This is a genomic window from Priestia sp. 40 (assembly GCF_049368575.1).
Taxonomy (GTDB): Bacteria; Bacillota; Bacilli; order Bacillales; family Bacillaceae_H; genus Priestia; species Priestia zanthoxyli.
In genome coordinates, this window is sequence record NZ_JBMPZA010000005.1 from 1138595 (window position 1) to 1150555 (window position 11961).

The 11961-nt window shown below is 38.9% G+C and carries 15 protein-coding genes and 1 pseudogene; 1 reads left to right on the forward strand and 15 read right to left on the reverse strand.

Translation table 11 applies throughout. From position 1 onward, the window contains the following. Positions 1-10 precede the first annotated feature (10 nt). The 15 genes and pseudogenes from accC to ACO1DI_RS07015 all read right to left on the reverse strand — a co-directional run bounded on the left by accC (position 11) and on the right by ACO1DI_RS07015 (position 10701). On the reverse strand, positions 11-1363 hold the full coding sequence (gene accC / locus ACO1DI_RS06945) for an acetyl-CoA carboxylase biotin carboxylase subunit (protein WP_013084993.1): 1353 nt from the start codon (positions 1361-1363) through the stop codon (positions 11-13). 12 nt (positions 1364-1375) lie between these two features. Next, on the reverse strand, positions 1376-1882 hold the full coding sequence (gene accB, locus ACO1DI_RS06950; protein ID WP_013059145.1) for an acetyl-CoA carboxylase biotin carboxyl carrier protein: 507 nt from the start codon (positions 1880-1882) through the stop codon (positions 1376-1378). 352 nt (positions 1883-2234) lie between these two features. Further along, a complete protein-coding gene (locus ACO1DI_RS06955; RefSeq protein WP_226554902.1) occupies positions 2235-2885 on the reverse strand; it encodes a SpoIIIAH-like family protein in 651 nt (216 codons plus the stop codon). A 7-nt stretch (positions 2886-2892) separates the two neighbouring features. Then, positions 2893-3555, reverse strand: a complete 663-nt coding sequence (gene spoIIIAG, locus ACO1DI_RS06960; RefSeq protein ID WP_013084996.1) for a stage III sporulation protein AG — start codon at positions 3553-3555, stop codon at positions 2893-2895. Next, a pseudogene (gene spoIIIAF, locus ACO1DI_RS06965) lies at positions 3552-4229 on the reverse strand (stage III sporulation protein AF). Before spoIIIAF ends, spoIIIAG begins: the two are co-directional and overlap by 4 nt. Beyond that, positions 4178-5362, reverse strand: coding sequence for a stage III sporulation protein AE (spoIIIAE, locus tag ACO1DI_RS06970; protein ID WP_013059149.1), 1185 nt, complete (start codon positions 5360-5362; stop codon positions 4178-4180). Before spoIIIAE ends, spoIIIAF begins: the two are co-directional and overlap by 52 nt. Before the next feature lie 24 nt (positions 5363-5386). Beyond that, on the reverse strand, positions 5387-5770 hold the full coding sequence (gene spoIIIAD, locus ACO1DI_RS06975) for a stage III sporulation protein AD (protein WP_013059150.1): 384 nt from the start codon (positions 5768-5770) through the stop codon (positions 5387-5389). A 20-nt stretch (positions 5771-5790) separates the two neighbouring features. Beyond that, positions 5791-5997, reverse strand: a complete 207-nt coding sequence (spoIIIAC, locus tag ACO1DI_RS06980; protein ID WP_013059151.1) for a stage III sporulation protein AC — start codon at positions 5995-5997, stop codon at positions 5791-5793. Positions 5998-6016: 19 nt separating this feature from the next. Further along, a complete protein-coding gene (gene spoIIIAB, locus ACO1DI_RS06985) occupies positions 6017-6529 on the reverse strand; it encodes a stage III sporulation protein SpoIIIAB (RefSeq protein WP_013059152.1) in 513 nt (170 codons plus the stop codon). Between the two features lie 6 nt (positions 6530-6535). Further along, positions 6536-7483: a stage III sporulation protein AA gene (gene spoIIIAA / locus ACO1DI_RS06990; protein ID WP_014458242.1), complete on the reverse strand. Its 948-nt coding sequence runs from the start codon at positions 7481-7483 to the stop codon at positions 6536-6538. A 65-nt stretch (positions 7484-7548) separates the two neighbouring features. Then, on the reverse strand, positions 7549-7830 hold the full coding sequence (locus ACO1DI_RS06995) for a YqhV family protein (protein ID WP_028411599.1): 282 nt from the start codon (positions 7828-7830) through the stop codon (positions 7549-7551). A gap of 138 nt (positions 7831-7968) precedes the next feature. Continuing rightward, positions 7969-8526: an elongation factor P gene (gene efp, locus ACO1DI_RS07000; protein WP_013059155.1), complete on the reverse strand. Its 558-nt coding sequence runs from the start codon at positions 8524-8526 to the stop codon at positions 7969-7971. 19 nt (positions 8527-8545) lie between these two features. Further along, positions 8546-9604 (reverse strand): M24 family metallopeptidase, encoded by a 1059-nt coding sequence (locus tag ACO1DI_RS07005; protein WP_042991891.1) that lies wholly within the window; start codon positions 9602-9604, stop codon positions 8546-8548. Position 9605: 1 nt separating this feature from the next. Beyond that, entirely contained in the window at positions 9606-10043 is a 438-nt protein-coding gene (gene aroQ / locus ACO1DI_RS07010) for a type II 3-dehydroquinate dehydratase (RefSeq protein ID WP_013059157.1), read from the reverse strand. A 121-nt stretch (positions 10044-10164) separates the two neighbouring features. Beyond that, positions 10165-10701: a YqhR family membrane protein gene (locus tag ACO1DI_RS07015; RefSeq protein WP_115654913.1), complete on the reverse strand. Its 537-nt coding sequence runs from the start codon at positions 10699-10701 to the stop codon at positions 10165-10167. 298 nt (positions 10702-10999) lie between these two features. On the opposite strand from ACO1DI_RS07015, the gene ACO1DI_RS07020 reads away from it, so the two are divergent. Next, complete coding sequence (locus ACO1DI_RS07020; protein ID WP_014458240.1) at positions 11000-11956, forward strand: DUF1385 domain-containing protein; 957 nt, start codon at positions 11000-11002, stop codon at positions 11954-11956. Positions 11957-11961 lie beyond the last annotated feature (5 nt).

The window sequence follows — 11961 nt, forward strand, 5'->3', positions numbered from 1 at the left end:
TTATATTATACTAAGAATTCATTACGTCATATAGCTCAAGAAACTTCGTGTTGAATTCACCACTAACAAATTTTTCATGATTTAATAGTTTTTGGTGAAAAGGAATAGTGGTCGCAACGCCGTCGATAACAAATTCATCTAATGCGCGCTTCATTCGTTCAATAGCTTCCTCACGAGTTGGCGCATGAACAATCAATTTAGCCACCATTGAATCATAGTAAGGTGGGATTGCATAGCCCGGGTATGCAGCAGAGTCTACGCGCACTCCGTAGCCACCTGGCGGCAAGTACATTTGAATCGTACCTGGTGATGGCATAAAGTTTTTCTCTGGGTTTTCTGCGTTGATTCGGCACTCAATTGCCCATCCGTTAAATGTCACTTCTTCTTGCGTAAACGGTAAAGTTTCACCATTTGCAACTTTGATTTGTTCTTTAATTAAGTCAACTCCCGTCACCATCTCTGTAACAGGGTGTTCTACTTGGATACGCGTATTCATTTCCATGAAGTAAAATTTGTTTTCACGGTAATCATAAATGAATTCCACTGTTCCGGCTCCTGTGTAATTAACGGCTTGAGCAGCTTTAACAGCAGCGTCGCCCATTAATTCACGCGTTTTTTCGTCTAACGCTGGAGAAGGCGTTTCTTCAATTAATTTTTGAAGACGGCGTTGAATCGAGCAATCACGCTCTCCTAAATGTACAGTATTCCCATGAGAATCAGCCAACACTTGGATCTCAACGTGACGGAAATCCTCAATGAACTTTTCAATGTACACACCAGGGTTACCGAAAGCTGTAGCAGCTTCTTGCTGTGTAATTGTAATACCTTTGATAAGCTCTTGTTCATTTTTCGCAACGCGGATTCCTTTTCCTCCGCCTCCTGCCGTTGCTTTAATAATAACAGGATAGCCAATATCATTAGCAATTGACATACCGTCTTCCACTGACTCTACAATTCCAGTTGAACCAGGAACAATTGGGACACCCGCTTCACGCATCGTTTCTCTCGCTACGTCTTTTGTTCCCATTTTGTTAATGGCTTCAGGACTTGGTCCTACAAATGTAACGTTACACTCTCTGCATAGCTCTGCAAAATCAGCGTTTTCAGCTAAAAAGCCGTATCCAGGGTGAATGGCGTCACAGCCCGTCAGCATCGCAACGCTCATAATGTTTGTAAAGTTTAAATAGCTGTCTTTAGATGACGTTGGTCCAATACAATACGCTTCGTCTGCTAATTGTACATGCAAAGAATCGCGATCAGCTTGAGAATGAACAGCTACTGATTCTACACCTAACTCTTTACACGCTCGAATAATTCGAACCGCAATTTCTCCTCGATTCGCAATTAATAGCTTTTTAATCATATTTACCGCTCCTTATTCAGGCTTTACTAAGAAAAGAGGTTGACCGTATTCTACAAGTTGTCCATTTTCAACTAATACGTCAACGATTTCACCTTTAACTTCTGCTTCGATTTCATTAAATAACTTCATTGCTTCTACGATACATACAACCGAATCTTTTTGTACTTTATCTCCAGGAGTTACGTATACATCTGATTCTGGCGATGATGACGCATAGAATGTCCCTACCATCGGAGATGTAATTTTATGTAAGCTCTCATCAACCGCTGGGGCCGCTTGTTCTTCTTTTGGTTGAGCAGACTGTGCTGCTGGGGCTGGCGCTGGAGCCGCTGCTGCCTGCGGTGCAGGTGCTGCTGCTTGTTCAGGTGCCGAAACCACTACTTGCTGCGCTTGTTTGGAAACAATTGCGTCTTTTTTCTTCATCTTGATTTTGGAGCCTTCGTGCTCATAGGTGAACTCCTCGATTGATGATTGATCAACTAGTTTAATGATCTCACGGATCTCTTGAATTTTTAACATATTGAACACTCCTACCTCATGAAAATAGAATTCTCTACAATGTTAATAATACAATAAATGGCTACAGCCATTCAATTCGTTTGGCAAACATTAAAAAGAAGTTCCACTTACTCTATAATAACTTTTTAGCGTTATCGTTTTATAAATGGAAACATAGCTTTACAGATGACAATACTTGTGAAAACACTTGTCACCTAGTACTAATATAAGATTATGAAACCTATTATAACCGAAGTAAAAAAAGAAAGCCATGTTAAAATTTTTACCGTCTCGCTTCGATTTTAGTCATTTCATAAAAAAAGAAGTGTAAACAACCCTAATTTCCGGCTGTTTTACACTCCCTTTATTCCCTTTATTTAGTTGGCTGAAACTCTACCGCTACTTCTTTTGGCCCCATTTCTTTTTTAACTAGCTGAATGATTTGATTTGCTTTTGTTTTTGAGTGTTTTTCTGTCTTAACGGTAATTTGAACTTGCTTTCCGTCTGCTCTTACTAGCGCGTCACTGTATCCTTTTGCTTTAATTAATGTTTCCAGCGTGGCTTCTTTTTCCCCAAGCTTTGATAATTCATCAATTTTATCCATCGCCTTGCTTACTTCCGCAGGCGTCACATTTTTTGATGCCGCTACTTCCTGATACTCTTCTTTTAATTGACTTCTTTCATCATTTAATTCCAAACGAAGCGCCGTAAATAGCTCGTCGCTATCTGTGCTTGATACAACCGCTGATTCTTTTGCATTTTTAGCCGTTTCCTTCTTTACATCTTCTGCTGAGCCTTCAGTTTTTGAATCTTCTTTTGTTCCTGATTTCTCATCTGTCTGTTGTTTTGTATCTTCTGCAGGAGTCTTGTCATCAGCCTGCTTTTCGCTTTGTTTTTCATTGTCTACTAGCGCAACATTACTCTGAGGATTTTCTGGCGTTGTCATATAGTACACCGATAACACAACAACTAAACTTAACATCGTTAATAACCAAACTGTTTGCTTTTTTAATAACATACTCATTTCCCCCTCATCCTTTTTTCGCTAATACTGCTACTCTATGACTTGGTATATCGAGCGCTCTTGTCACAGCTTCAATGATAGATTTTTTTACCTCGATATTATCAGCTCCTTTAGCGACAACTAACACACCTCGTACTTTTGGCTTTTCGGTTTTGACTACAACAGGCTTTTCTTGTTCTCCGCTCCTCACAATGACCAGCTGTTCATCTGTTGAGGAATCTTCAACTTTACGAGTTCCTCCTTCACGGTCTGTTTCATTGGTCGTTTGCGATTTTGTGACGCTGTTTTTTTCATATATTTTGGATTCTGTTGCATCTAAGTTCACAATTACTTTTACCTTACTGACGCCTCTAACTTGGTCTAAAATATCTTTCAATTCTTCCTCATACCGCTCTTCATAGCCCGTCATTGTTGTTGTCTTTTTAGAGCTAAAAGCGGGAACATCCTGTGATACCGGTGGTGCGCTGGTTTCTTTGCTTGCACTCTTTAGTAATCCGCCTGAATTCATAGATGTTGTGAGTGAGTTGCTAAATACCATAAAGATAACGCCTGCAGCTAGTAAAATGCCTATATACATTAACTTTGAAGGTTTCTTCGTAGTTGATGACTGTTTAAGTGAAAAGAACCGCTGAAAAAATGATGGGTCACCTTTTTCTGGCTTTTGACTCATTTCGTGTCTCCCTCCTCCATATTCACAACAACTTGGCCTTGTTTTACATCCCATTTTGCTGCTAAATAGTTGGATAATTTCTTGGATTCTGTTGGTTTGTTTGTTTCGATCGGTGTGGAGGTATCAATAGAAATAACTTTCACAGCTGAAACAACCTCGGAATCACCCGATGTTTTTTTACTTACGGCAACTGAAATGGATTTAATATTATCAGCGGTAGGTTCGTCGTTCGGCTTTTTTGTTTCAATGTGAATTCAATCAATTGCTACACCATACTGATCCATCAACTCCTCTTTTACATCTGCCTCCATTTGGACAGCCATTTGTTCTAAAATATATGCACGTTGTGAAGCTTGTATTTCTTTTTTCTGATTTTCTATTGAATTTTCTACCTGCTGATCGGATCGAATAGATGATAAACTAAGTGATTTTAGCATTTGATTAACATCCACTTTAAAAATTTGAAAAACGGGTGTAATAATAATCAGCATCAAAAGAAGTCCAACCACCAGCTTCGTATACTTTTGAAAACTAGAATTGGGCAACAGTAAATTAATAATGGTAGCTAATAAGATAAAAAGAACGATATTAGTAATCCACGTCGTTAAGGCCTGCAATTTCTTCACCTCACCATCATTGTGACGTTGCTCGCTGTGATGATGACCGTTAAACATAAGAAAAACATAAGCGAGACAACCGCAAGCGCCGCAAAAATATAGATGACGCTTTTGCTGATAATGCTCAAGCAGGAAATAACCGGTCCTCCTCCAATGGGTTGAAGAAGAGCTGCTGCTAACTTATAGATAAAAGCGAGCGTTAACACTTTAATAGCCGGAAACGCGACGATTAACAGTAAGACTGCTACTCCAGCAATCCCTACTGAATTCTTTAATAGAAGCGAGGCACTGATGACTGTATCAGCCGCATCTGTGAACACACGCCCTACAACAGGTATAAAGTTCCCTGTGACAAACTTTGCCGTTCGAATCGTAATACCGTCCGCAACAGCTGACGTGGCCCCTTGAACGGATAGCACTCCTAAAAAAACAGTTAGGAATATTCCAAGCACGCCAATGCTTATATTTCTCAACAGCTGAGCAAGCTGTGTAACCTTATGTTCATCTGAAATCGTACTCACAATGCTAAGCAGTGCTGAAAGAAAAAGCAGCGGCATCACTACGTATTGAATAAGCAAGCCGCTTGTGTTCATTAAAAACAAAATCATCGGATGAAAAAAGGCTGCCGATACAACTCCCCCTGATGATGCCATTAAGGCAAGCAGCAGCGGCACCAGAGCTAAAATGAATTTAGTCATAGTCTCAATCGCTCCCGTTGCATAAGAGATAGCAATTTGAAAACTATTAAGAGCAATGATGATCAAAACCATATATACAAGCGCATACGCTACTTTACTTACGGTTTGCTGATTAAACGCACTTTGGAGCGTTTGCAAAAACACGCTAAAAACCGTTAGCATAATGAGCGTACCGAGGAGCTTTCCATTCGCTAATACTTCGTGAAATAAAAACTTTACAAGACCTCCTAGCCATTCTTTAAGAGAGAACTCTTTTTCTCCTTTTAAAAAATCGACTAAACTTCCCTTCTGACTCTCGGGTAAAAAGCCGCCGTATTGGGTAATAATATCGTCCCAAAACTGTTTGACTTCATCAATACCGAGCTTATCAATTTGTTCATTGACAAGTTCTTGCTGCTTCGGGGGTTCGGAAGCTTGTACATTTTCTGGAAAGAAAAAAAAGAGGAACAAAAGAAGAGCGAGTATATTCACTTTAAACGTCCACCGCTTCATTTCGTCACCTCATATTAAGTAAAATTAATTGGGCAGCATTGAAATAATCGTTTCAATAATGACCGTCAAAATAGGAATTGCCATGGAGAGAATCAGCACTTTTCCACCTAATTCAATTTTAGAAGCAATCGCACCTTGTCCTGCATCTTTCGTAATTTGAGCACCAAATTCGGCAATATAGGCAATACCAATGATTTTCAAAATGGTTTCCACATAAATCATGTTAACGTGGGCATTGATCGACAGCCGCTCGACCATCTTAATAATCTCGTAGATTTGATCAATTAAAAAAAGAAAGATCACGGATCCCACGAATACAACAAGTAAAAAAGCAATAGGTGATTTATGTTCTTTTAAAATAAGAGCCAAAAACGTAGCTACTAATCCTAAGCCCACAATTTGAAGCATTTCAATGGCAACTCACCCCTCTACCCTTGAAATAAAAAAACCGATTTGATTTTCTGAAATAAGTCCTCTACAATCGAAGCAACCATAAATAAAATATAAATAAAACCGATGAGCGTAACCCAGTTCGCGTAATCTTTTTTTCCCATCTGTTCGAGTACGGTGACTAAAAAAGCTACGACGATACCAATCCCAGCAATCTGAAAAATGGTGTTCATATCAATTCCCACATTCAATCCTCCTCCATCGCTACATCAATAGAATGACCAGTAGCAATCCAGATAGAAAGCCTAAACTTTTAACCATTTTTTCATAGCGATTCTGCTTATCAACTGCATCTTGTTCTTCGCGTTCAAGATGATTCAGCGTCAGTAAGATATGCTTTTGCTGCGAATAACGATCATGCTGACCAAGCGTTTCACCAAATTGTTTTAAGATTTCTAGTTCTCCCGTTTTAAGTGCGGTTTGTTTCCAAAATTGGTCCAACGTCTTTTCCCAAGCTTCCTTGACACTTTCAGTACCTTCTTTTAATTTCATTGAAAACTCATTAAATAAAGAAGCCAAAGGATTAGGAAGCTGTAGAGATAACAAATGAGCAACTTCTTGAAGAGGCCGATTGCTGTACATAATTTCTGCTTCTAACGACCTCAGAGCCGTTTTTAATTGCCTGAGCTGCCTAGGTCTTGCACTAAGCTGCTTTGCAAACTCAAATCCTGTGTAAGTGGAAGCAAATAAGATAAAGATGGCACCAAACAGTTTCATACACCATCACCCTTTACTATTTTCAATAAGCGACTTTTCAGCGGACGTTTTCATGGAATTATAGTGCTCATCGTAGATAGCCTGAAGTGTTCCAGGACCTCGGCTGTTCGATAGCACAACATACCTTTTGAATACATGAAGTTTCATTAAAGCTTGCAAAGTGGGACGCTTCATTAAATCGTCAATGTCATACCCATGAACGGTCATAATGACACGAACGCCAGCATTAACGGCTTCAAGTACGGCTTTACAATCTTCTTCACTTCCAACTTCATCCACAATCAGCACATCGGGGCTCATAGAGCGAATCATCATCATCATGCCTTCAGCTTTCGGACAGCTATCTAATAAATCCATTCTAGATCCGAATGTATGCTGAGGAACCCCTTTAACAGCCCCAGCAATTTCTGATCGTTCATCTACAATTCCCACTTTAAACGGAGGAATTTTAGAGCGCTCTATGCCAGTACTTATTACTCTGGCTAAATCGCGAATCATGGTTGTTTTTCCTGTTTGAGGAGGTCCTATAATGACCGTACTTTGCCAATAGCGATTGTATAAAAAAGGAATAAGTCGATTCGAAATACCTATCTTTTGTTTAGCAATCCGGATATTAAAGGATGATACATCTCGAATCACACGAACCTGTCCATTTTCCGTTACGACTTTTCCCGCTAGTCCAACCCGGTGCCCGCCTTCAATGGTGACATATCCTTTTTTCAATTCTTCTTCAATCATATAAATCGAAAACTGGCTTAATTTATTTAAGATAAACAAAGCATCTTCTGCACTTGGAAGATACGATTCGAAATATGGCTGATTGTTGATTGTAAATTCGACAGGTCTTCCTATGCGCACTCGAATTTCCTCTAGTACATGAGAATGGTTTGTGACATAAAATTCAACAGTCTTTTTTAAATTAGGCGGAAAGATTGCAAGTATTTCGTTTAACATATTCATCCCCTCATATTTGAACTCACTTCAATGTATTATGAGCTTGACCATTTTATGCCTACCTTTTATTTAAAAACACCGATTAAAATGAAGAGCACTCCTATTACAATCATGATTAATTTCCCAAAAGATAATTGATCGGCTACGGACACTAAACCTATGGTAAAAGAACTCACCATTACAATCGGTCCAACAAGCGCTAACATCCCATTAATCATTAATGCTTTTTTCACATCATTATTTGTGACAATTAAAATAGCGGCAATAAACTCAATAAATGAAGAAATAAATCGAAGGCACGCCATCGTTAATACCGTACCGTTTAAATGATCCAACCACTGCTTCATAAGCCCCTCCTATATCTCTGCGTTGTTTAGTACAACCTATGCAAAATAAGGAAGAGTTAGCACAAAAAAACACACAAAAAAGGCAGAGAACCATTCTCTGCCTTTTTTGTGTGTTTGCAGCTTGCTTACGCGACCGAATTACGCGCGTGATACGTAGCTGCTGTCTGTTGTGTTGATAATTAATACGTCGCCTTCGTTTACGAAGAACGGAACGTTTACTGTTAAGCCAGTTTCAACAGTTGCCGGTTTTGTACCGCCAGAAGCTGTGTCACCTTTAATACCAGGTTCAGTTTCTGTTACTTTAAGCTCAACTGTGTTTGGAAGTTCAACACCTAATGTCTCACCTTGGTACATCATAATTGCTACTTCCATATTCTCTTTTAAGAATTTTAGCTCATATTCAATTGCACTTGCCGGAAGCTCTAATTGCTCATAAGACTGGTTGTCCATGAATACGTGCTGATCGCCGCTTGCATATAGATATTGCATTTTACGGTTATCAATTTGTGCTTTTCCTACTTTTTCACCTGCACGGAACGTTTTTTCTTGCACAGCTCCTGTACGAAGGTTACGTAGTTTTGAGCGAACGAATGCAGCGCCTTTACCAGGCTTTACGTGTTGGAAATCCATTACACGCCAAATACCTCCGTCTACTTCTACTGTCAAACCTGTACGAAAATCATTTACTGAAATCATGAAGAAATCCTCCTACATTTTATAAAATAATGAACTCTTTTGATGAGTGCGATAATGCCTCATTACCTTCTGCTGTGACGATCGTATCATCTTCAATACGAACGCCCCCTAAGTCTGGTATGTAAATACCTGGTTCAACGGTTACAATCATACCTGGCTGCAGTACATCTGTAGATTTCACAGAAAGTGATGGGCCTTCATGTACTTCTAACCCTACGCCGTGACCGGTCGAATGTCCAAAATACTGGCCGTATCCGTGTTCTGTAATATAATCACGCGTTAGCGCATCTGCTTCTTTACCTGTCATACCTGCTTTGATGCCGTTCATTCCGTTAAGCTGCGCTTGCAGTACGACATTATAAATTTCTTTTAGCTTATCACTTACTTCACCGACGGCAAATGTTCGTGTGATATCTGAACAGTAACCATTATAGTATGCGCCAAAATCAAGCGTTACAAGTTCACCTTTTTCAATTACTTTGTCAGAAGCAACACCATGCGGTAAAGCCCCGCGATGCCCTGAAGCAACAATTGTATCAAAGGATGAAGATGTTGCGCCTTGTTTTCTCATAAAGAACTCCAGTTCATTAGATACTTGAAGCTCTGTTAAACCAGGACGAACAAAGGTTAAAATATGTTCATATGCTGCATCTGCTATTTTTGCAGCTTCCTTTAATATCTTAATCTCTGAGTCACTCTTTATCAAGCGTAAGTTTTCGATTGCGTGCGAGATTGGAACAAGTTCCGCTCCGATATGCTTATCAAATAATTGATGCTGTCCATATGTAACATAATTCTGTTCAAAACCAAGCTTTTTAATTCCAAATTGTTTCACTACATTCGCTACTTCTTCTACAATAGGCCCCTTGTGCTGAACGATATCAAAACCTTCTGTTTGACTAGTTGCTTGTTCAACATAACGAAAATCTGTTACAAATGCCGCTTTGTCTTCAGAAATGATAACGACACCTGCAGATCCTGTAAAATTGGTCATGTAGCGTCTGTTATATTCACTTGTAATTACAACACCGTCCACATTCAACTTTGAAAACTGTTCGCGTAGTTTTTCGATTTTCATTTTATTTCCCCCTTAATTGTAAAAGTGCCTGCAGGGCAAGCTCGTATCCATATAAACCTAACCCAACAATTTGACCATGCGTAACAGGTGCCGTCACCGAATGATGGCGAAACTCTTCACGCTTATGTACGTTCGAAATATGCACTTCAATAACAGGAACAGATATACTGGCAATCGCATCTCGAATGGCATAACTGTAGTGAGTAAAAGCACCAGGATTGATCATAATACCATCAAATTTCTCATCCGCTTCGTGAATCCAGTCGATAATTACACCTTCGTGATTAGACTGTACGCACTCAACTTCTACTCCGTGGTCTCTGCCTGCTCGCTGAAGCTTCTCTTCAAGATTTTGAAGATTATCTGTCCCATATACCGCTGGTTCGCGTACGCCTAAACGATTTAAATTAGGACCGTTTATTACTAAAATCTTATTCATCTTACTTCAACACTCTCCCCTACTACGAACCCTTTATGCAGCTCACTTGTGTGAATTTGCACTTTATTTTTCTTTTTAAATCATTATATAGAATATATTAGCATACGTTGGAACATTCACACTACTTATTCGCCGTTTGAAAATCTGTAGATTCATCTTTTGTTTGAAGCTCTGCAGCTTCAAAAGAAATGGAATATCCGATGAATACACCATATAAAATATAAATACAGAGGGATGAAATAATCGTGTTAGCTGGAAGCTCTCCAATTGTTTTTAAGTTGGGAAAGAGCGGATTCAAAACAACGAATACAATTGCCCACCATAATAAGCCGTAAGCAAAACCTATCCAAATTGTTTTAAACTTCTTTAATAGGACGTAGTATAACAACCCGACAACAATAGATAATACCCCTATAAGAAAAATACTGACGATAACACCTATTCCTTTATCTTTCCAATCACCTAATGCCCACGGATCTAAAAGCATGTTTGGATTGATAATACTAAAGCTGAACAGATAATTTAAATAGCCAATAAAGCTCCAGAAAACCCCTCCAAAAAAGGAAATAAAGACGGCTTTAAATAAAAAAGACATTTCCTGCTTATGCGTAGGGTGGTTATCCTGTTTTTTTTCATGCTGTTCTTTAGGTTCTGACATATTAATCACCTCTTGATGTAGTATGAACTTTTTTCTCATTTCTAAGTTTTTACGTTTATTACTCTTCCTATACGCAAGAAGGAAGCCTGATATCGCAGAGACATTTTAAAACTACTTGGCACAGAGTTTCATAAACAAATTTTATAAGTGAGAGGAAAAAAATTCATAACAAGGGTGTGGAGATGAAAAATATTGGCTAAACTAGATAACATGCATCCGCCTAGAGGTTTATTTGATTTTGCTGTAGAATATAAAATACTAAGAAGTCTAGTCTAGTTAAGTTAGGTTGGTGCCTGAAATGTCTAAATTACAAAAACCTGCGTATGGTGGTCAAGCCGTTATAGAAGGCGTCATGTTCGGTGGCAAACGTATGATGGTGACGGCTATTCGCCGCAAAGATCAATCTATTGATTATTTTCATTCAAAAAGAAAATCAAATTCCGTACTCACTGCTTTAAAAAAAATTCCTTTTTTACGAGGAATTGCTGCTATTGTTGAAGCTAGTGCAAACGGTACGCAGCACTTGAACTTTTCCTCTGAACGCTATGACGTGAATCCAGAAGATGATGCTCAAGTAGCAGCAGAACAACAAAAAGAGAAAAAAGAATCAAAACTATCTTTAATATTTGGCGTTGCAACTATTGGTGTAATATCCTTTCTTTTCGGGAAAGTACTATTTACATTGATTCCTGTGTTTTTAGCACAATTGACACGTCCTGTTTTCACTTCGAGTGTAGCTCAAGTTTTTATTGAAGGAGTATTTAAACTATTATTGCTCCTTGGCTATATTTATGTGATTTCACAAACGCCACTTATTAAACGGGTGTTTCAATATCATGGAGCAGAACACAAGGTCATTAATGCATATGAAAACAATGCTGAACTTACGGTAGAAGCCGTTCAAGCACAATCTCGACTTCATTATCGCTGCGGAAGTAGCTTTATCCTCTTTACCGTAGTTGTAGGAATGTTTGTCTACCTACTAGTTCCAACAGATCCTCTTTGGTTACGAATTGTGGATCGCCTTGCATTAATTCCAGTTGTCCTTGGTTTATCATTTGAAGTGTTACAGTTAACCAATAAAGTTCGTCATGTCCCTCTTCTTCGCTTTTTAGGTTATCCCGGTTTATGGCTTCAGCTTTTAACAACCAAAGAACCAAAAGATGATCAAGTTGAAGTTGCGATTGCTTCATTTAAAGAACTTTTACGCGTTGAAAATGAACTCTCTTCTACCACTGACGAACAAGTTGTCTAATCCAC